General features: G+C 41.5%; 19 protein-coding genes. 13 read left to right on the top strand and 6 right to left on the bottom strand.

All coding sequences use genetic code 11. The features are described from left to right. Nucleotides 1-114: 114 nt before the first annotated feature. Nucleotides 115-726 carry a 30S ribosomal protein S4 gene (gene rpsD, locus O3605_RS05645; RefSeq protein ID WP_003002210.1) on the top strand — a complete coding sequence of 204 codons (612 nt, stop codon included), beginning with the start codon at nt 115-117 and terminating at the stop codon, nt 724-726. A gap of 151 nt (nt 727-877) precedes the next feature. Here the strand turns inward: rpsD and O3605_RS05640 are convergent, their stop codons facing one another. Further along, nucleotides 878-1,411, bottom strand: a complete 534-nt coding sequence (locus tag O3605_RS05640) for a TetR/AcrR family transcriptional regulator (RefSeq protein ID WP_003001962.1) — start codon at nt 1,409-1,411, stop codon at nt 878-880. 134 nt (nt 1,412-1,545) lie between these two features. On the opposite strand from O3605_RS05640, the gene O3605_RS05635 reads away from it, so the two are divergent. Then, nucleotides 1,546-4,341, top strand: a complete 2,796-nt coding sequence (locus O3605_RS05635; RefSeq protein ID WP_070505978.1) for a YhgE/Pip domain-containing protein — start codon at nt 1,546-1,548, stop codon at nt 4,339-4,341. 369 nt (nt 4,342-4,710) lie between these two features. Here O3605_RS05635 and O3605_RS05630 read toward each other — a convergent pair whose 3' ends face one another. Both O3605_RS05630 and O3605_RS05625 read right to left on the bottom strand, forming a co-directional pair. Further along, nucleotides 4,711-5,394 (bottom strand): DUF4947 domain-containing protein, encoded by a 684-nt coding sequence (locus tag O3605_RS05630; RefSeq protein WP_083306324.1) that lies wholly within the window; start codon nt 5,392-5,394, stop codon nt 4,711-4,713. 89 nt (nt 5,395-5,483) lie between these two features. Further along, on the bottom strand, nt 5,484-6,731 hold the full coding sequence (locus tag O3605_RS05625; RefSeq protein ID WP_186823068.1) for a carbohydrate-binding domain-containing protein: 1,248 nt from the start codon (nt 6,729-6,731) through the stop codon (nt 5,484-5,486). Nucleotides 6,732-6,945: 214 nt separating this feature from the next. On the opposite strand from O3605_RS05625, the gene O3605_RS05620 reads away from it, so the two are divergent. From O3605_RS05620 to O3605_RS05570, 11 genes are all read left to right on the top strand, one after another. Next, a complete protein-coding gene (locus O3605_RS05620; RefSeq protein WP_070505983.1) occupies nt 6,946-7,725 on the top strand; it encodes a polyphosphate polymerase domain-containing protein in 780 nt (259 codons plus the stop codon). Beyond that, a complete protein-coding gene (locus tag O3605_RS05615; RefSeq protein ID WP_070505985.1) occupies nt 7,718-8,401 on the top strand; it encodes a DUF4956 domain-containing protein in 684 nt (227 codons plus the stop codon). The genes O3605_RS05620 and O3605_RS05615 overlap by 8 nt, the downstream gene beginning before the upstream one ends. Before the next feature lie 92 nt (nt 8,402-8,493). After that, a complete protein-coding gene (locus O3605_RS05610; RefSeq protein ID WP_070505987.1) occupies nt 8,494-9,753 on the top strand; it encodes a S41 family peptidase in 1,260 nt (419 codons plus the stop codon). Between the two features lie 169 nt (nt 9,754-9,922). After that, complete coding sequence (dltX, locus tag O3605_RS05605; RefSeq protein ID WP_003002102.1) at nt 9,923-10,051, top strand: teichoic acid D-Ala incorporation-associated protein DltX; 129 nt, start codon at nt 9,923-9,925, stop codon at nt 10,049-10,051. 18 nt (nt 10,052-10,069) lie between these two features. After that, a complete protein-coding gene (gene dltA / locus O3605_RS05600) occupies nt 10,070-11,620 on the top strand; it encodes a D-alanine--poly(phosphoribitol) ligase subunit DltA (protein WP_021154127.1) in 1,551 nt (516 codons plus the stop codon). Continuing rightward, nucleotides 11,617-12,870 (top strand): D-alanyl-lipoteichoic acid biosynthesis protein DltB, encoded by a 1,254-nt coding sequence (gene dltB, locus O3605_RS05595; protein ID WP_049492700.1) that lies wholly within the window; start codon nt 11,617-11,619, stop codon nt 12,868-12,870. The genes dltA and dltB overlap by 4 nt, the downstream gene beginning before the upstream one ends. A 15-nt stretch (nt 12,871-12,885) precedes the next feature. After that, entirely contained in the window at nt 12,886-13,125 is a 240-nt protein-coding gene (dltC, locus tag O3605_RS05590; protein ID WP_003002265.1) for a D-alanine--poly(phosphoribitol) ligase subunit DltC, read from the top strand. After that, nucleotides 13,118-14,386, top strand: coding sequence for a D-alanyl-lipoteichoic acid biosynthesis protein DltD (gene dltD / locus O3605_RS05585; protein WP_371585475.1), 1,269 nt, complete (start codon nt 13,118-13,120; stop codon nt 14,384-14,386). The genes dltC and dltD overlap by 8 nt, the downstream gene beginning before the upstream one ends. 251 nt (nt 14,387-14,637) lie before the next feature. After that, nucleotides 14,638-14,862 (top strand): hypothetical protein, encoded by a 225-nt coding sequence (locus O3605_RS05580; RefSeq protein WP_021154124.1) that lies wholly within the window; start codon nt 14,638-14,640, stop codon nt 14,860-14,862. Nucleotides 14,863-14,959: 97 nt separating this feature from the next. Further along, a complete protein-coding gene (gene aspS / locus O3605_RS05575) occupies nt 14,960-16,714 on the top strand; it encodes an aspartate--tRNA ligase (protein WP_371585474.1) in 1,755 nt (584 codons plus the stop codon). A 75-nt stretch (nt 16,715-16,789) separates the two neighbouring features. Further along, entirely contained in the window at nt 16,790-17,731 is a 942-nt protein-coding gene (locus O3605_RS05570) for a YitT family protein (protein ID WP_070505993.1), read from the top strand. A gap of 35 nt (nt 17,732-17,766) precedes the next feature. Here O3605_RS05570 and pulA read toward each other — a convergent pair whose 3' ends face one another. From pulA to O3605_RS05555, 3 genes are read right to left on the bottom strand one after another with little or no spacing between them, the layout of a single operon-like run. Then, nucleotides 17,767-19,836 carry a type I pullulanase gene (pulA, locus tag O3605_RS05565; RefSeq protein WP_371585472.1) on the bottom strand — a complete coding sequence of 690 codons (2,070 nt, stop codon included), beginning with the start codon at nt 19,834-19,836 and terminating at the stop codon, nt 17,767-17,769. Nucleotides 19,837-19,844: 8 nt separating this feature from the next. Next, entirely contained in the window at nt 19,845-20,828 is a 984-nt protein-coding gene (locus O3605_RS05560) for a LacI family DNA-binding transcriptional regulator (protein WP_013904333.1), read from the bottom strand. Nucleotides 20,829-20,839: 11 nt separating this feature from the next. Then, nucleotides 20,840-21,652: a DUF1189 family protein gene (locus tag O3605_RS05555; RefSeq protein ID WP_021154118.1), complete on the bottom strand. Its 813-nt coding sequence runs from the start codon at nt 21,650-21,652 to the stop codon at nt 20,840-20,842. Nucleotides 21,653-21,670: the final 18 nt, after the last annotated feature.

Genomic DNA, 21,670 nt, shown 5'->3' with positions numbered 1-21,670 from the left:
GGAAGTCAGCTAGAAAAGTAACCTTTGCTGTTTGGGCGAAGGCTTTCTGAACGAATCAGGTTTGTCTAAAACGTTATTTCCTACAAAAATTATTTTTATAGGAGGACATTTTAAATGTCACGTTATACAGGACCATCTTGGAAACAATCTCGCCGTCTTGGCTTGTCACTTACAGGTACAGGTAAAGAATTGGCACGTCGTAACTACGTACCAGGTCAACACGGACCAAACAACCGTTCAAAATTGTCAGAATACGGTTTGCAATTAGCTGAAAAACAAAAACTTCGTTTCTCTTACGGACTTGGTGAAAAACAATTCCGTAACTTGTTCGTACAAGCTACTAAAGTTAAAGAAGGAACTGTCGGTTTCAACTTCATGCTTCTTTTAGAACGTCGTTTGGATAACGTTGTTTACCGTCTTGGACTTGCGACTACTCGTCGTCAAGCTCGTCAATTCGTTAACCACGGTCACATCCTTGTTGACGGAAAACGCGTTGATATCCCTTCATACCGCGTAACTCCAGGTCAAGTGATCTCAGTTCGCGAAAAATCAGCTAAGGTTCCAGCTATCCTTGAAGCTGTTGAAGCTACAGTTGGACGTCCAGCATTCGTATCATTCGATGCTGACAAACTTGAAGGTTCATTGACTCGCCTTCCAGAACGCGATGAAATCAACCCAGAAATCAACGAAGCACTTGTCGTTGAATTCTACAACAAAATGCTTTAATTTTAAGATATACTTTGCAGAAAGCCTACTACAGTGGGCTTTTTATTTTGTCTTAAAGGGTTGATTTCTGGCTTTGCTCCCCTTTTTGTTTTCTTAAAACCTAAACCTGCTAATAAAAAAACTCCTGATCTAGATCGATCAGGAGAGACTGTTACCGTAACATTTTCATTAAAAATTCAGCCATTTGTTGAGGACTTTCTTTTTTTCCGCGCGAAACCCACATCTGACAGACTCCGAAGAAGGCATTGGTCAGATAGACAGAACTGTAGACTCTTTCAATATCTGTTAATGATTTATGACTATAGCGCTCTTGCAAACTATCAACCAGAAGAATCTGTAATTTATGTCGTAAGAAGGTTTGGATCTCTTTGGTTCCATTCTCTGTCAGAAGAACTGCAAAGAGTGGCTCCTTGGTTAGGAATTCGAACACTTCTGTAATCGCTTGGCGCTTGTCGTCTTGGTGTTTGTCAAAGATATATTCAAGCTTGTGAAAGAGTGCTTGTTGGTAGCGCTCGATCATATCGTACTTGTCTCGATAGTGGGTATAAAAGCTAGAGCGACTAATGCCGGATTCTTGTGCTAACTCAACCGTTGTGATTTGGTCGAATGATTCCTTTTCTAGTAGTCGAACCATCGCCTCCTCGATATTTCGTTTTGTTTTTAATCGTTTATTGCTCTCAGTCATCTGTTAATCCTTTTTGCACAAAATTATACACAGTGTCTAAAAATAAAGATTTCCTACTTGTGAAAATTTCTAGAAACTGTATAATCTATTATATCAGAAATTTAGACAATGTGTATAAAAAGGAGACAAAAAATATGATGAAAGAATGGAAGGCTATTCTTAAAAAGCCAACATTTATCATTGTCATGATTGGAGTTGCTTTGATTCCAGCTCTTTATAATATTATTTTTCTATCTTCCATGTGGGATCCATATGGCCAAGTTTCGGATCTTCCTGTAGCGGTTGTCAATAAGGATCAATCTGCTACATATAATGGACAAAAGATGGAAATAGGAAAAGACATGGTGTCCAATTTGAAGGACAATGACTCACTTGATTTTCATTTTGTAGATGAGAAAGCTGCGAAAGATGGTCTTAAAAATGGCGATTATTATATGATTGTAACCCTGCCTGAGGATCTTTCAAAGAAAGCTAGCTCCATCTTAACCAATCATCCGGAACAGATGACCATTGATTACCAAACATCCAGTGGTCATAGTTTTATCGCAGGGAAAATGAGCGACACTGCGATGACAAAGATGAAGCAGTCAGTGGCCGAAAAAGTGACCAATACGTATACAACAGCTTTATTTTCCAAAATGGGATCGCTTAAATCTGGTATGGGGACAGCGGCAGATGGAAGTGCTAAATTAGCAGATGGTGCAAGTAAATTGGAAGATGGTGGTCAAACACTGTCTACTAATTTGAATACATTGGCTCGTTCAAGCTTAGCATTTTCAGATGGTGCGACTACTCTTCGTACGGGTCTAGCAGCCTATACAGATGGTGTTGGTCAATTAGGAAATGGTCTCAATCAAATGGCTGGTCAACTTCCAAACTTGGTATCTGGCGTCAATCAATTAAATAATGGGTTTGGTACTTTTAATACAGGCTTGATGGCTTACGCTACCGGAGTGGATCGATTAGGAAATGGTCTCAATCAAATGGCGAGTCAAACCCCTCAGTTGGCCTCAGGAGTTGGTCAGTTAACCAGCGGTATGGGGACCCTCAATGATGGTCTTGGGAATTATACCAATGGTGTGCGTCAATTGAATTCAGGCCTGTCAAACTTTTCAAATGGTTTAGCAACCTATACAAATGGAGTCGCTACTTTATCAGAGGGAGCGGGTCAATTAAGTAGTCAATCTGCTACCCTTCGAAATGGGGTTTCACAATTAGAATCAGGTATTCAAACATTATCAAGCCAGCTACAAGCTTCTACAAGTCAATCCGCTCAGATTGATCAATTGGCAGCAGGTTTAAACCAATTAAATGCAGCGATTCAAAATGCTTCAGTAGATACCAGTCAACTGTCAGCTGGATTGACCAGTATAGCGAATTCAGCTCAATCAATCCTTGCTTCAGCCCAAGCGGATCGTGCAAATGCCCTTGCAAGTGTACAAGGGACAGCAGCCTATCAAGCAATGACAGCTGACCAACAAGCGGAAATCAATGCGGCGATCTCATCGAGTCCAAGCTCGAGTGAAACGGCGGCTCAAGGAATCTTGACTACGATTCAAACGATCCAAGGTAGTTTGAATACAGGAAATAGCTTGACACAACTGCAAACGGCAGCCAATCAAGTTTTACCGACAGCTTCTTCTACCTTGACAGACTTGTCAAGTGGCTTGTCTAAGATCCAATCCGCAGTTAGTGGACAATTGTTGCCAGCTAGCCAAACCATCAGTCAAGGGATCGGCGCTTATACAGCTGGTGTCGATAAAATCGCTAATGGAGCAACCCAACTTCAGACGAATAGCAGTACTTTAACAAATGGGGCTAGTCAGTTAGCAGCAGGAGTTGGTCAACTAGATAGTAAATCATCAGAATTACTTGCAGGAAGCAATCAATTAGCTTCTGGTCTAGGTGAGTTAAATGGAAAGATGCCTGCCTTGACATCAGGCATGAATCAACTGGCTTCAGGAGCGACACAATTAACAGGGAAGTCTAGTGAGTTGGTTGCTGGAGCTGGAAAATTAGCTGACGGTGTAGGACAATTGAACAGTAAAACTCCAGAATTGGCAGGTGGTGTCAATAAACTTGTCACGGGTGTCAACCAGTTGACAGAAAAATCAAGTCAATTGGTGACTGGGGCTGATAAACTAGCCGACGGTGCAAATCAAATCTCAGATGGGTCTAGCAAATTAGCAGCGGGTGGCCAAACATTGACAAATGGTTTGGGTGAATTAGCAACAGGAAGCCAAACCTTGAGTCAAGGATTAAATGATGCTAAGGGACAATTGAATGCTGCGACAACTGAAAAAGAAAACGCTAAAACCTTAGCAGATCCTGTCACTTTGTCTAAAACAGACCATGACAATACCCCTGTGAATGGTGTTGGAATGGCTCCTTATATGATCTCGGTAGCTCTCTTTGTTTGTGCCTTGTCAACCAACATGATCTTTGCAAAATTACCATCCGGTCGTCATCCTGAAAGTCGCTGGGCATGGTTTAAATCTCGCTTTGAGGTCAACGGAACGATTGCGGTGATTGCAGGAGTCTTGGTCTATGGTGCCGTTCACTTGATTGGTTTATCAGCTAATCATGAGATGGCTACTCTCTTCCTTTGTGTGATTGGTAGTGTAGCCTTCATGTCTATCGTAACAGCTTTAACGACATGGCAAAGAAAAGTCGGTGCTTTCCTTTCCTTGATCCTCTTGCTCTTGCAATTGGCTTCTAGTGCAGGAACTTATCCTCTTGCTTTGACAAATGGATTTTTCCAAGCTGTTCATCCATTCTTGCCAATGAGTTATACCGTTTCTGGTCTTCGTCAAACGATTTCGATGACAGGAGAAATTGGAAATCAAGTGGCCTTCCTTCTGATGACTATTGTTCTTTTTGCAGGCCTCGGAATGTGGTTCTATAATCCAAAAAAATATGAAGAGGACTAATCCTAAAAAACTTCCAACAATGAGAGTGTTGGAAGTTTTTTGTTTCATGTGAAACGAAAATTCTCGCTTGTTTAAGCGAGACTCAGATTGAAGATAAAGTCATATTAAAAACTTTCCTTAGGTGAGTACGGACGTCAGCGAACTTCTTCGAAGTTCCATGACTAATTATTGAGCCTAAGGTCTCAATAATTCCGAGTGCCTGAAACAACATTTCAGGCACTTTTCTCACAGTGGAAAGTTTCGGTATTCTCTTGAATTGATTTAAAAATTGGAACTCATTTTTATTTTTTTGGAGAATCATTTAACTTATTTTACTTTAAAATAGTTTGTTTAGATTCTAATTCTCGCTTGTCTATGCGAGAATGTAAATTATTTAAAGAAGACGACATCAGGATTTGGAGTAATATAGAGAAGTTGATCGTTTTCAAAGACCAGTTGGATGGTGTTGTTTTTATAGGTGTAAATGGTGTAGTTTACTCCGAATTTAGACGCTTGTTTGAGATCAACAGCTCCCATCAAAAAGGCATGAGCTTGTTCCTCTGTGATTTTCCCCTCGTGGTAGAGCCCTTTAATATTTTCTAATTCGGTATTTTCAAAAGATTCGGCAATATAAGCAGGGTCTGTTAGTTGTTTCTCTGGATTTCCAAGAATTGTTTGGACAAGAGCGGTGGTATATCCTTCATAATCCGGCGTCTGTGCAAAAATTTTATCGTCATTTCTAGAGTAGGCTACTTTTAAGTTCCCTGTCGCATAAATTTTATCTTTGGGTGCTTCTTGAGCATTTCTAGGGAGTCCTTCGGTTGTGACGATATCAGAAGTGGTTTCCGTAGTAGTTGAGGGAGAGCTAGAGGAGTTGCTTGAGCTATTTGAACTGGTTGAGCGACTCGGGAGGCTAGAACGACTCGAGCTACTTTTTTTAAAGGTTTTCTTTTTTGAGCTGGTAGTTGTTGGTTCTTTTTTAAAGTTGATCTTAAGATCCGGCACACAGGCTGATAGCAAAAGAAGAGACAGCAAGAGTGTGAAGAAAAGAGGGAGCGTTTGTTTTTTCATCATGTTCCTTTCGATAAGCTGATTGATTTTCTATTCTATCATAAAAAGGGTAACAAAAAAAGGTCAGGAAGAAATCCTGCCTTTATTTGTTATTATGGATGCCCACCTCCAGGTCCACCGCCTTGAGGTCCGCCACCGCCTGGAGCCCCACCGCCTCCAGGCATGGAGTTGACAATTTCTGTTTGTTTTTCACCGTTGATATAGATGTCTCCGCCAGTGTAGGTAGCAGTACCATCAAAGTCGAATCCAGATTGTCCCGTTAATTTAATGGTTCCTCCGGTAACAGTGATATTTCCATTCGAATCAATTGGATCGGTATCGCCTTGGCCAACTTCAACGTTAAGTGTTCCGCCATTCATGGTGAAGAAAATTTCATCTTGGTTGGCATTAGCATTGGCTGCATTGACACCATCATCGGTTGCGTAGATGGTGATATCACCACCGTTGATGGTGATCGATTTTCCTTCGAGACCTTCGACAGACTCTGTTACCTTGTAGGTTCCGCTATCGATGACCAGATCACCAGAAGCATGGATGCCGTCGTCTCCTGCGGTGATGGTCATTTTGTTATCTGAAAGGTACATGGTTCCGACCGAAGTATCGTCATCATTATCCACCTTGACGGCATCTTCATCTGCATCGATGGTCATGGTCGTGCCAGTGATATTGAGTTCGTCATTGACGTTGAAGGCATCTCCTACAGCCGTGATCTTATAGGTTCCACCTGTGATATGGAGAGTGTCATTGGCCTTGATCCCGTTGTTCTTCTTGGCGTCAATGTTGAGCGTACCTGAACCATTGATGGTGAGGTCGCCCTTAGAGAAGATCACTGCGTCGGCATCTTCATCATTGTTTGAACTTGAATCAGACAAGGTATTGGTCGTGCCATCCGCTAGAGTCAGGTAGACATGCCCTGCTTTCGTAGCAGAAATTGGGGCGTTGGTGTTGGTCATGGTAACGCCTTTCAAGACGATGTGAACATCATCTGAGTCACCTGCTTCGACCTTGATTTGAACCCCATCGGATTCACCAGAGATGACATAGGTTCCAGCCTTTGAGATGGTCACAGTTGATCCAGATACAGCTACGCCGTCACCTGATACACTTGCAGAAGATCCAGACAGTTTTACAGTAGAGGCTTTGCTTTCATCATAAGAGCTGTCCTTGTCCTTATCTGTAAAATAGTTGGAATTGTTTGTTTTATTTTTTGAAGTAGAAGTAGCGGTTGTTTGTGCAGTATTGCTTTTTGTAGCTGATTGTGATGACGCCTGGGTGCAAGCTGTCAGTAAGGTGAGGGTTGCGGCCCCCGTTAATAAAAATTTCCATTTGTTTGATTGCATGAGCTTTTCCTCTCGTTCCATTGATATGCTTCTAGTCTAAAGTTGCTAGCTGAAAGTTTCCTAAAGTTTTTCTGAAAGGAACCTTAACTTTAGTTTTCTTTAAGTTTGGCTTAATGACCAGTTAAGAAAGTCCCATTAAACTAGAAAGCACGTAAGTCGTATTCATACTTACTGAAGGTTAGAAACAATAGATCCCCCTTAAAGGAGAAGAAACATGAAAAAAACAATTGAGACAAGTTTCAAACGAATCGAAACAAAATATATCGTCGCAAAAGATGACGTGAAGGACTTGATCAAAGACTTAAAAGAATACGTCGTAGAAGATGATTACCCAACCTCAACCATTTCAAACATTTATTTTGATACGGAAAATTTTGATGTCATTCAAGATGCTCTTGCCAAACAACACCGCCGTGAAAAAATTCGGATGCGGACTTATATAGAAACACCTCAAGCAGACAGTCCAGTGTTTCTAGAGGTGAAGTCAAAAGATGAAGAAGGAATTGGCCATAAATTCCGTCTAGTCGCCACTTCGCAAGCCATTATCAACTTGATGACAGATGGGAAAGTAGATCATCAGATACAAGATCCAGACTTAGTGCAGGAGATTCAGAGATTGCGCAAACGTTATGGTCATCGATTGGAACCACGGATGTTTATTTACTATGATCGCTTGTCTCTCAAAGAAAAGAAATCCATTCAGGGTTATCCTTATCAGAAGATTCGCGTGACAATCGATCAAAACCTAGTCTTTCGAGATCAGGCTGTTAGCCTTTTTGATGGGAAGAAAGGAGAACCTCTACTAGAGGATGACTTCGTAATCATGGAAATTAAGGCTCCTGGGCAAGAACCTCAATGGCTAAAGGATATTTTAGAGAAGTATGGTTTGGTGAAGCAGAAATTTTCAAAATATAGCTGTGCTTATCATAAATCACAAGGCTTGGATTATGCCCCAAGACCAGTTCAAGAAACGGTAGGTGCTGCCTATGTCTAATCTATTTGATTCTATTTTTAATAATGCCACAGCAACAGTGGATCCGGTGCGCTTACTGCTGGCCCTTTTGGTCAGCCTCTTTCTAGGGCTGGCCCTATCTTGGACCTATAAATACCGAACACTTTACACTCGAGAGTTTGTCATTAGTTTGACCTTGCTTCCTTCTATGATGACCTTAGTGATCTTTTTGGTCAATGGAAGTTTGGGAACCTCGATTGCAGTGGCAGGGACCTTTAGTTTGATCCGTTTTCGTTCGGCTACGAGTGGTTCGAGAGAGTTGATTGCCATTTTCTTAGCCATGATTATAGGACTGGCAGCAGGTTCGGGCTATCTTTTATTGGCAATTTTATCAACCCTTTCTTTACTAGGGGTGTGGCTGGTATTAGAGAACAAACAGAGTAAGGCAGACCATCAACGGCGCCGTCATTTGACCATTACCGTCTTAAAACAAGATTCTGTTGCAGAACAAATCAGCCAGTTGTTAGACCAAAGTTGTTCAGAAATTGACTTTATTTCTGTCACAACGGCCCAAGCTGGAGAACAACTGACCTTGAACTACGAGGTAAATATGAAATCGAACATCGATGATTTTGGCCTTGCCAATCTATTGATTAGCAAGATTGAAAATTGTGATGTCGCTCTGACAAAGAAAGCGAAGAAAAGAAAGAATCTATAACGGCTATCCTACTTTAGGATAGTTTTTTAGGGTTTTAAGAACTTTTTAAGAAAAAGTGGTATACTGTTTCTAAAAAATGGAAGGAATCCTTTATGAAAAAGACTGCTATTTTTGAAGATGTCGTCTCTATTATGACCCATGATTCATCTACCAGCAAGGATCGAAAAGGATGCGATCCAGAGCCTTTTCGAGAAAACATTACAGATGATATGACAGATGATGCCTTTCTCTATCAAGTTAAGGCTTACCTAGCTAGTTTTGGGGTGATCGGGCATGTTTCTTTTCGAGATAAAAAGGCCAGTCAAAAAGGGTTCCTTTTGAGAATAAATGGACAGAAACTGTATGTTGAGGAAGCTAATGAAGATACGGGTCTTCAAGTAGGAGATCAGATCCTAGCTCTGGATGGAAGTGACTTGGATCAGATAGCTTCTCTTCATAAAGCCTATTTTATCAGCAAGACCCCAGAAAGACATTATAGAGAATGGGCAGATTTGGTCTCTCAGTCAACGAGTGTCACCCTGCTTCGAGAAGGGATAGAAAAGACCATTAAAGTAGTACCCAGTCGAGAACCGATCCAGGATCAGATTTTTTGGAAACGATTAGACGATGAGATTCTTTATCTTCGTCTGGATAACTTTATGGATGAAGGATCTTTGGGTCGTTTATACCAAGAGTGTTTACCGATGATGACGGAAGTCAAGTTTCTTATCATTGATGTCCGACGCAACAGTGGAGGGACGGATTCTCTATATCTTCCTCTGTTACATCTAGGCTTAGAGAAGGATCAGGGCTATGATTCGCTTGACTGGGATGATGATGGCATGGAAATTCTCTACACAGAGCGCAATGTTGACCTGCGCTTGAAAGACTTTGAGGACTGGATGCAACAGGAAGAAATTAGTCCCGAAACAGTTAAGCTACTTGAAGATATGAAAGAGAATTTGATACACTATCGGGGAAAAGGCTATGTAGCATATAAGGAAGAAAGCGAGGAATTCTTCCCAGAGGTCAGAGGGGGCCACTATCCTGAACAGATCTTTATCTTGTCGGATATCTACTGCGCTTCTTCTGGGGATAATTTTGTTCAGATGATGAGGCAGTTTAAGAAGGTAACGGTGGTGGGTCGACCAACTCTCGGGATTCTAGACTACTCTAATTGTTGTACAGTTGATTATGGCGATTTTTGTTTAATGTTTCCCACTTCTCGCTGTTTAAGCGTGGATCAAGGGAAAGGGATGACGGATCAGGGTGTTCTACCCGATATAGAGATTCCTTGGACACCTAGCCATTTCGAGAGAGATGTGGATCTGGACAAGTGTCTGGAGTTGATTTATCAGGGGACTGTGAAATAGAATAGGATTTCAACCAGAAAACTGATTAAAGAAAAATGCTATCGTTAAACGGCTTGAATGATCTGAAATGATAACGTTTTCTACGACATTCTCACTATGTTTAAAATTGCTTACTTGGTATAAAAAATGGTAAAATAGTGAGTAACAATCAAAATGAAGAGTGAAACTTATGAAACATAAAACACTTTATAAATTTATCGGGCAGACGGTCTTGTATTTCGCCATTTTCCTAGCCCTACTTTATTTCTTTAGTTACCTTGGTCAAGGTCAGGGTGGCTTTATCTACAACGAATTTTAGAAAAGGAGACTCCTAGCCGTGTCAAACCAACCAATTACTGATATGATCGAGACAATTGAACGTTATGCGCAACTACAACCAGACTATCCGGTTTACAATGTCCTTGGTGAGGAGCATACCTATGGCCAATTGAAGGCTGATTCAGATAGCTTGGCTGCCCACATCGACCAAATGGGACTTCCTGAAAAGTCACCTGTAGTGGTCTTTGGTGGTCAAGAATATGAAATGTTAGCAACCTTTGTGGCCTTGACAAAATCTGGCCATGCCTATATCCCAATTGATAGCCACTCTGCCTTGGAGCGCGTGTCTGCCATTGTTGAAGTAGCAGAGCCAAGCTTGATTATTGCCATCAATGAATTTCCATTGGAAAACCCAGCTGCTCCAATCATGTCCTTGGAGCAAGTGCGTGAAGCTTATGCGGCTCAGCATGCCTATGACTTGAAACATCCGGTCAAAGGGGATGATAACTACTACATCATCTTTACCTCAGGGACAACTGGGAAACCAAAAGGGGTGCAAATTTCGCACGATAACTTGCTCAGTTTTACCAACTGGATGATTACGGACAAGGAATTTGCAACGCCAGAGCGTCCGCAAATGTTGGCACAACCGCCTTATTCCTTTGACTTGTCTGTCATGTACTGGGCACCGACCTTGGCTCTTGGAGGAACCCTTTTTGCTCTTCCATCAGCCATCACTCAAGACTTCAAACAACTCTTTGCGACCATCTTTTCTCTTCCGATTGCTATCTGGACTTCGACACCATCTTTTGCAGATATGGCCATGTTGTCTGAAGATTTCAATGCTGAAAAGATGCCAGGAATCACCCATTTCTACTTTGATGGGGAAGAGTTGACCGTTAAAACTGCCCAGAAATTGCGTGAGCGTTTCCCAAATGCACGCATCATCAATGCCTACGGCCCAACGGAAGCAACTGTTGCTTTGTCGGCTGTAGCCGTAACAGATGAGATGTTGGCTACTTTGAAACGTCTGCCAATTGGCTACACCAAAGAAGATTCTCCAACCTTCATCATTGATGAGGCAGGAAACAAATTGCCAAATGGTGAGCAAGGGGAAATCATCGTGTCTGGACCAGCCGTTTCAAAAGGTTATATGAATAATCCAGAGAAAACAGCAGAAGCCTTCTTCGAATTTGAAGGCCTTCCAGCCTACCATACGGGAGATGTCGGAACCATGACGGATGAAGGTCTCCTTCTCTATGGTGGACGGATGGACTTCCAAATCAAGTTTAACGGTTATCGTATCGAGCTAGAGGATGTCTCTCAAAACTTGAACAAATCGAAGTATATTGACTCAGCAGTCGCAGTACCGCGTTATAATAAAGATCACAAGGTCCAAAATCTCTTGGCCTATGTCATCTTAAAAGAGGGTGTCAAAGAACAATTTGAACGCGAAATTGATATCACGAAAGCCATTAAGGAAGATTTAGAAAACATCATGATGTCTTATATGATGCCTTCAAAATTCCTTTACCGTGACAGCCTGCCATTAACACCAAACGGGAAAATCGACATCAAAGGGTTGATTAGCGAGGTTAACAACCGATGATCGAGTTTTTGAAACAGCTCCCTCATTTAGAACACTATGGAACACCGATCTATTTTATCTACCTCATTCTAGCTTTTTTGCCGATCTTTGTGGGTCTCTTTTTCAAAAAGAGATTTCCGGTCTATGAAGGACTGGTGAGTCTGATCTTTATCATTTTGATGCTGACAGGTTCGAATCTCAAGCAAATTTATGCCCTGCTCTTTTACGTTGTCTGGCAAATCTTGATTGTGTATTCCTACAAGATTTATCGTCAAAAAGCGGACAACAAGTGGATTTTCTATCTTCATTCCTTCTTGTCTGTCTTGCCCCTGATCTTTGTTAAGGTAGAGCCAGCGATCAAGAATGGGCACCAATCCTTGTTTGGATTTTTAGGGATTTCGTATTTAACCTTCCGGGCTGTCGGAATGATCATCGAAATGCGAGATGGTGTCTTGAAAGAATTCACACTCTGGGAATTCTTACGCTTTATGCTCTTTATGCCGACCTTCTCAAGTGGGCCGATTGATCGTTTCAAGCGTTTTAATGAGGATTATAACGCTATTCCTGAGCGTGAAGAATTATTGGATATGTTGGAGCAAGCTGTTAAGTATATCATGTATGGCTTCCTTTATAAATTTATCCTAGCTCATATTTTTGGCCACTTATTGTTAGGTCATGTGCAGACCTATGCTTTGTCTCAAGGTGGATTCTTCAATATCGGAACGCTGGGAGTCATGTATGTTTATGGTTTTGATCTCTTCTTTGACTTCGCGGGCTATTCGATGTTTGCTTTAGCAGCTTCCAATCTGATGGGGATTAAAAGTCCAATCAACTTTGATCGTCCCTTTAAATCACGTGACTTAAAGGAATTCTGGAATCGTTGGCATATGAGTTTATCTTTCTGGTTCCGTGATTTTGTCTTTATGCGTCTCGTGATGGTATTGATGCGCAATAAAGTATTCAAGAGCCGGATTACCACCTCAAATGTTGCCTATATTATCAATATGTTGGTCATGGGCTTCTGGCACGGGGTGACCTGGTACTACATCGCTTATGGGCTCTTCCATGGGCTTGGACTGGTTATCAATGATGCTTGGATTCGTAAGAAAAAGACCATCAATAAAGAAAGAAAAGCAAAAGGATTGGATCCTATACCGGACAATCGTTGGACCAAAGCTTTGGGGATCTTTATCACCTTTAACACAGTGATGCTGTCCTTCCTGATTTTCTCAGGATTCTTGGATCAACAATGGTTTCCAAAATTGAAATAAAAGGAGAATAGAAAAATGGATGTAAAATCACAAGTAATTGAAATTATTGACGAATTGTTTATGGAAGATGTCTCAGACATGATGGATGAGGATCTCTTTGATGCGGGTGTCCTTGATAGTATGGGAACAGTCGAATTGATTGTGGAATTGGAAAATCGCTTTGGCATCCGTGTTCCTGTATCTGAATTTGGACGCGATGATTGGAATACTGCTAACAAGATCGTAGAAGGTGTAACGGAGCTTCAGAATGCTTAAGCGTTTGTGGCTGATTTTAGGGCCCGTATTTTGCGCGCTCCTCATGGTAACAGCTTTATTATTCTTTTATCCAATCAATCATAAGCACAACTATACCGAAGAGAAAAAAGCTGCGGTTAGTCTGAATGCAGAAGGATTCAAGAGTCGTACAAAGAAACAAGAAGCACTTTCTGATCCACAGCATCGCTTTGTCCCTTATTTCGGTTCAAGTGAATGGTTGCGCTTTGATGTGGTGCATCCAGCAGTTTTGGCTGAAAAATATGACCGCAATTACAGACCCTACTTTTTAGGAGAACGTGGTGCGGCTTCTTTGAACCAGTATTTTGGGATGCAACAGATTTTGCCAGAACTCAAGGACAATACAGCTGTTTATGTAGTTTCTCCGCAATGGTTTACCAAAAAGGGCTATGATTCCTCTGCCTTTCAACAATTCTTTAATAGCGATCAGTTGAATAGCTTTATTACCAATCACAAACAGGATGTTGCATCCCAGTATGCTGCAAAGCGCCTGTTACAACAGTATCCAAATGTCGCCTTTCAAAGTGTTGTAACGAAAATTTCTCAAGGAAAGAAAATTTCCGGATTTGATCAGTCTTTGAACCAGTTTGTTTCCCACCTTGTCCAACGCGAAGATGCTTTGTTTAGTAATCTTGCAACGCGTACAAACGGGAATTACGATAAGAAGGTCAAAAAACGTCTACAAGATTTACCAGATCAATTCTCATATGAGAAATTGGAAGAAATTGCAACGGCTGAAGCAAAAGTCAAAACCAATAACAACGACCTTGGAATCAGCAATCATTTTTACAATACTCGTTTAAAAATGAAGTTGAAGAAACTAAAAGGTTTCCAAAAAAACGAATCCTATGTTCAATCTCCTGAGTACAATGACTTGCAATTGGTTCTAGACCAGTTTGCTAAATCTCGGACCAATGTTATCTTTGTCATTCCTCCAGTTAATGCCAAATGGATGAAATACACAGGCTTGAGCCAAGAAAAGTATGAACAGGCTGTTCAAAAGATTCGTTACCAATTGGAAAGTCAAGGATTCACCAATATTGCAGACTTTTCTAAAGATGGTGATCAGCCCTACTTTATGGAAGATACGATTCATATGGGATGGAATGGTTGGCTAGCCTTTGATAAAGCGGTCAATCCCTTTGTCACAAAGGCTGAAAAAGCACCAACTTACCATCTAAATGATCGCTTCTTCAGTAAAGACTGGGCCCAATATAAAGGGACACCAGACGAATTTAAATAATGCTTGATCAAAGGGGGCAGGATCGAATCCTGGCTCCTTGATTTGTGAGGAAAGTGACGAGAAAGTCACAAATAAGCAAGAGAGTTATCCACAGGTTGTGGGAAACTTGCTTGTAAATGGATGAAAACAAGTCCTGATGCTGATGACACTTCCTCTTTTGAGGGGGTAAAAGGTGAAAGTTATCCACATTTTTGTGGATAAGTGATAAAAAACAGTGGATAAGTCAGCTGGTTTGTGAAAAGGAGAATAGTGTGAAAAAAATTTGGTTTTACGCAATCGTTCAGGGAATTGTGATCTTTTTTATTGTGGGTGGCATGACCTATGTGCTTAGGGGAGATTTCTTTTTCCGCTACCTATCCCCTATTTTTGGACTAGCAGCAGCTGTCTTGCGATTTGGGACGGCGACTTTAATGAAGGTGCTAGCACCCACTCTCTACGATGATCCCAAAAAGAAAGAAGAGAGCCACGATAACTAAAGAAGTTGGTGACTGAAAAAGTTGAGCTAAAGGCCACTTTCTGCTGGTCTTTATGGTAAAATAGAAGGAAGAATATTAGTTTGGAGATTAATTAGAAATGAAACGTTCAATGTATGCTGGACGTGTTCGTGAAGAACACATTGGAACTCATATCACCTTGAAAGGATGGGTTAGCCGTCGTCGTGACTTGGGTGGTTTGATCTTTATCGATCTACGCGACCGCGAAGGAATCATGCAATTGGTAATCAATCCAGAAACAGTTAGTGCAGAAGTGATGGCTACAGCTGAAAGCATCCGTAGTGAATATGTTGTAGAAGTGACAGGTCTTGTGGAAGCTCGTGAACAAGCTAATCCGAACTTGCCAACTGGAGCAGTAGAACTCAAGGTAGAAGCTATTACGGTTCTTAATACTGCCAAAACAACACCATTTGAAATCAAGGACGGAATTGAAGCCAATGATGATACCCGTCTTCGTTACCGCTACTTAGACCTTCGTCGCCCTGAGATGTTGGAAAATCTCAAACTCCGTGCAAAAGTAACCCATTCAATCCGCAATTACTTGGATGAATTAGAATTTATTGATGTGGAAACACCCTTTCTTTCTAAGTCAACTCCAGAAGGAGCACGTGACTACTTGGTTCCTTCCCGTGTCAATAAGGGTCATTTCTATGCCCTTCCACAAAGTCCTCAGATTACAAAACAATTGTTGATGAATGCTGGATTTGATCGCTATTATCAAATCGTGAAGTGTTTCCGTGATGAGGATTTACGGGGAGACCGTCAACCTGAGTTTACACAGGTCGACTTGGAAACTTCTTTCTTGAGTGATCAAGGAATCCAGGATATCACAGAAGGCTTGATTGCCCGTGTCATGAAAGAAACTAAAGGAATTGAAGTAACACTCCCATTCCCACGTATGAATTATGATGATGCTATGGCCTTGTATGGTTCAGATAAACCAGATACACGTTTTGAAATGTTGCTCCAAGACTTGACAGAGCTTGTCAAGGGTGTAGACTTCAAAGTCTTCTCAGAAGCTCCGGCAGTTAAGGCGCTTGTCGTCAAAGGTGCAGCAGATCATTACTCTCGTAAAGACATCGATAAATTGACAGAAGTTGCGAAGCAATACGGTGCAAAAGGTCTTGCTTGGGTGAAATATGCTGAAGGTGCTTTGAACGGTCCTGTTGCGAAGTTCTTGACAGACTTGACAAGTGGCTTGACAGCTGCTTTACAGTTAGAAGACAAGGATCTAGTTCTCTTTGTAGCAGATACTCTTGAAGTAGCCAATGCAACGCTTGGTGCTTTGCGTGTTCGTCTTGCGAAAGAGCTTGACTTGATTGACAACAATCAATACAACTTCCTTTGGGTAGTGGATTGGCCAATGTTTGAATGGTCTGAAGAAGAAGGCCGTTATATGTCTGCTCACCATCCATTTACACTTCCACAAGCTGAAACAGAGCATGAATTGGAAGGTGATCTTTCAAAAGTTCGAGCAATTGCCTATGATATCGTCTTAAATGGCTATGAATTAGGTGGAGGAAGCCTACGGATTAATCATAAAGATTTACAAGAACGGATGTTCAAGGCGCTTGGATTTACAAAAGAAGCTGCTAATGAACAATTTGGTTTCTTGTTAGAAGCAATGGATTATGGTTTCCCACCACATGGAGGATTGGCGATTGGATTAGACCGCTTCGTGATGCTTCTTGCAGGTGAAGATAATATTCGGGAAGTCATTGCCTTTCCTAAGAATAACAAGGCGACAGATCCAATGACACAAGCTCCTTCTGTCGTTTCTGAAAAGCAATTGGATGAGTTAAATCTTCAAGTAGAAGTAGCAGAGCAAGAATAGGACAAGATAGAAAAGAGAAAGTCTAGGAATCAGTTGCTCTAAGATTTTCCTTTTCTTCTAATCGATGGATTGAAAATGAAAAAAACTCGCTTTCATATGCTATTTCGCTATCATGTGCGGCGACTAGCTTATAACATTAAATTATTGCGCGTGTTGAAGAGCATCTCCCGTGAGAAATACGATGAAAAAGTGTCAGCTTCCTTGCTGTATGGTTTTCTATCAGCGATTGCCGTCAACTTCTTCTTTCAACCAGGACATGTATACTCCAGCGGTGCAACAGGTCTAGCTCAGATTTTATCTGTTCTGAGCCAACGCTTTATTGGCTTTACGATTCCCGTTTCCTTAACCTTTTATGCCATCAATATCCCATTGATGATTGTGGCTTGGTATCAAATTGGCCATAAATTTACCATCTTTACCTTTATTACGGTTTCGATGAGTTCTCTCTTTATTCAGTTCGTGCCAGTGATTACGTTGACCAACGATCCGATCATGAATGCCCTATTTGGTGGGGTTGTCATGGGGACAGGGATTGGTTTTGCCCTTCGGAACAACATTTCCAGTGGGGGAACGGATATTGTCAGTTTGACGATTCGAAAACGAACAGGAAAGAATGTCGGCAGTATCTCCTTTTTGGTCAATGGGACTATAATGTTGATCGCTGGTCTGACTTTTGGTTGGAAGTATGCTCTTTATTCTATGATTACCATCTTTGTATCGAGTCGAGTAACGGATGCTGTCTTTACCAAGCAAAAACGGATGCAGGCAATGATCGTAACGAGCCAGCCGGATGCCATTATTGAAAAGATTCATAAAAAATTGCATCGTGGAGCAACCATTATCCACAATGCGGAAGGAACCTATAACCATCAGGAAAAAGCAGTTCTGCTGACAGTTATTACGCGTGCAGAGTTTAATGAATTCAAATATATTATGAAAAAAGCTGATCCTCAGGCTTTTATCACCATTTCAGAAAACGTTCATATCATTGGACGCTTTGTAGAAACAGAAGAATAAAAATAAAGGTCACCACATTGTGGTGACCTTTATTTTTATTCTTCTGTTTCATGGAGAAGGAGCCAACTATGGGCAGGAATAGAAAGTTCCTTTCCTTTAGGAATAGGCGCTTGGAGGTTGGCATGAGGATAGGCAAATAACAGCTGACTATCACTCGGATGTTGATAGGTCTGTTCTTGATCACCGATATTGACAAGAATCGTTATTTTTTCACGATCTTTCTCAATCGTGTAGATCAAATGATGATCAGACAACCATTTGACATCACAGTAGTCGCGAATCTCTTGCCCTTTTTTCAAACGAAGGAGTGGCTGTGATTTCCGATAAGCAATCAATTCTTCAAGAAAAGCAATTTCTTCTTGGCATTTTGGAAGGGATGTCCAGTCCAATTGATTGAGACTATCTGGCAAGTTATAGGTGTTGTCTTCGAGCCCTTTTGTGCGGTAAAATTCTTGACCAGCATGGATAAAAGGTACTCCTTGAGATAATAGTACCAAATGAAGTGCGAGGCGTGAGAGAGCTTTTCGATCTTCTAGACGAATCTCTTCCTTTTCAAGTTGGAAATAATCAAAAACAGTTGCATTGTCGTGGCATTCGACGTACTGAATGGCTTGTTGCGGTTGGGTGAAATGAGCAGGCCCTAGCTTTCCGACATTCGCTGTTAGAATGTTAGCGAAATCATTCGCAGAATGTTGACTCTCACGACGGTGACCGGCTACAAGTGTTCTCTTGATCGTATCCCGGAAGTTATCACTGAAAAAGCCAAAGGCTGGTAATCGTTTCGCGTTATACTGGTGAGCGAGCTGATCTTCAGAGAGGCCTGTATCCATCTTCCACCCTTCCCCATAGAGATAGATGTTAGGATAGATTTCACGGAGTTCTTCTGCAATCTCTGTCATGGTTGGAATGTCTAGGATTCCCATCAAATCAAAGCGAAAACCATCAAAGCCGTAGAGGGAAACCCATTGTTTGAGGGATTGCTTGATATAGTGTCTCACCATGGAGCGTTCACTTGCTACGTCATTTCCACAGAAGGTTCCATTGGTCCGCTCTCCCTCTGCATTATAACGGTAGAAATAACCAGGAACGATCTGTTCAAAAGCATACTCATCTGCCTGGTAGACGTGATTGTAGACTACATCCATGATAACACTCAGATTGGCCCGGTGATAGGTGTCAATGGTGTCTTGGAGCTCTAGGATTCGTGCATAAGGCTCGTTATGATCACTCGCATAGCTGCCTTCTGGAACATTGTATTGAACAGGATCATAGCCCCAGTTGTAGGCTTTCCATTGATCCTCTTCATCGACACTACCGAAATCGTAAACTGGAAGTAACTGTACATGGGTAATGCCCAGTTTTTGAAGGTAATCAAATCCAAGGATCTGGCCATTTAGTTGGGGCGATTCTGTCAAGCCTTTAAACTTACCAGGATGCTTAAAGCCAGCCTCTTTTTGGACAGAGAAATCCCGAACGCTCATCTCGTAAATGATTGCTTCTGTTGGGTCTAATTGACGAGTGGCACGCGTGATAGGACGTGTGATCTTCTTCCGGTCGATGACCAAGCTATCTCCAGAGTTCGCTAAAGAGGATAGAGCATAGGGATCATGAATCCGACGTTCTAGGCCATTGACACGAAACTCATAGTGGTAGGCAGCTCCTTCCCAATCCCCTTTGAGCACGAGTTCCCAGACACCGTTTTCTGTACGATTCATCGGATAGACCTGATCTTCGATATGGAGGGTCACATCTTGCGAAATCGGTGCCCAGAATTTAAATTGCGTCTGACGTGGTGTGTAGAAACTTCCTAGATCTTCTCCACTATAGGTGAAGGTTTGATCAAAAATGGGTTTGCGAACAATGTTTCGATAGTGGAGTATAGAAGAATTTCCAGCAGCATCGTAGATGATGTACTCTTCTCCGAGTTCAAGCGGAATAGGGCTTAAGAAATAGTCTCCTGTATCAGTCACCCCACTTGACGTTTTGACAGGGATTAAGGCAAGACGACCTTGGTTTGTTTCCAAATAAAAAGGAAGGATCTGCTCCTCTCCTTTTTGGATACGAATCAGGTCTTGGTCATCTAAATAAGCAGTAAATGTAGACATAGAGACTCCTAAAGTTTCGTAATGGTATGGTCAATCAATTGACGGTAGCAAACAGTTTTTCCTTCTTTGTGATCCTTGATAATTTGTAGAATTGTCCGAACTGATTCACGTCCGAGTTCCACCGCATTGATGTCAATATAGGCTTCAATATCGAGTCGTGGTTTGATCGAATCAAAGGAAATAATCGGGATTGTCAGCTGGTGTTCTAATAAGTATTGGCGCACCCCTTCAGCAACGAGAATATCGGTTGTCATGATGGCATCTAACTCTGCTAGGGGAAGGCTCTCCATCATTTGATAAGAATTGTCTTCTAACATAAAACCAAATGAAAAATGAACCAGTTTTTCATCGAGAGGAATCCCTGCTTTTTGAAGGGCTTCTTTATAACCTTCGTAGCGGTCTTGAGATACGAACAGTTCTTTGTTTCCCCCGATAAAAGCAATTTTTCGGTAGTTTTGTTGAATGAAATAATCCGTCGCATCAAATGCAGCCTTGATATTATCATTATCCACTAGCGATACAAAAGGTGAAGCTGCCTTTCCGAGAATGAGGAAGGGGAACTTGTCTTTGATCGCAAATTCAACGAGGGGATCATTCGGGTTGGAATAAAGGAAAATCAAACCATCTACACGATTTCCGTAGATGAGTTGTTTGAGGTTGTCGAGCCGCCGTTCTTCATTTTGCCCCGTACAGATTTGGATGGCATAATCATTGTCTGACGCGATCTGGGTAATCCCTCTTAAAACAGTTGGGAAGAAAGGATTCTGGTAGAAGACGTCACTGTCGATTGGTAGGACCAAAGCAATGACTTGACTAGATTGGCTGACAAGGCTGCGAGCATTAAGATTGGGATGGTAGTCCAATTCGACCATGGCCTCACGGACACGTTTTTTTGTTTCATCACTAATCGTGGATTTGTTTTGGATGACGCGCGTGACAGTTGAAGGCGCGACGCCAGCGAGTTTCGCCACATCTTTGATGGTAACACGCATGAGAAAACCTCCTAGCGGTGATAGTCTGGATCACGGAAGTGGGTCTTATAAAATACCATAGCAAGATAGAGTACAAATAAGACATTTTGGATCATGATCGTCGTAGTAAATACTTGATGGAATAGTAAACTGATGAAGACACTCAGTAAAATAGGGAGTCCCAAGCAATTCAGAATACAATTGAAACATTCCTTGAAAGTTTGTAGTGAAAAGAGTCGAGATTTTCGTGTCAAGTAGAGGAAGAAAGATGCCCCTACGATGAGAATCAAATAATTGACTGTCGATAAGAAGCCAGAGAAAATCACGAGAAAGAGACTGACAGGGAGTCGATTGTCGCGAAACCAATCGCTAGAGATAGCTTGAGTGAAGCTTTTTTTATCCCGAAGGCTCTCTTGATTAATAGCCTGGTATGAGACTGTAGCGAGTTCTTTATTCTCTTTTGAGATAATCAATTGTTTGCGATCAAAATGGAGTGTTAACTCCTTGCCTTCACTAGCCTTTGCCTCTTGGCCTAAGATAACCTGTCCTTTTGAAGTCTTGTGTACAGGGTTAGTCCCTGTATAGGTGAGCTCTTGGTCTTTGATCACGACGTGTTCTTGGATATCTTTCATAACGTCTGTTGATAAAGGATCAAACACATCGCTGACAAAGGTTGTCAAAGGATAGGTTTTGAGTTGAGCATTTTGCAGAGCCACAGGTAATAGTGTGATAGAGATTAGAAAGAAAGAAGTAAAAATCATTTGGAACCAGCTCAGTTTTTTGCGGTTTGCAAAAGAAGAGCGGAAATTGAAGATACTTGCGAAATAATTAAAAGGATAGGGCATAAGATGACCTTTCTAAAT

The organism is Streptococcus sp. 27098_8_99, assembly GCF_041431935.1.
GTDB lineage: Bacteria > Bacillota > Bacilli > Lactobacillales > Streptococcaceae > Streptococcus > Streptococcus parasanguinis_D.
Note: the sequence above shows the minus strand (reverse complement) of the source record. Positions and strands in the feature narration are given on the sequence as shown.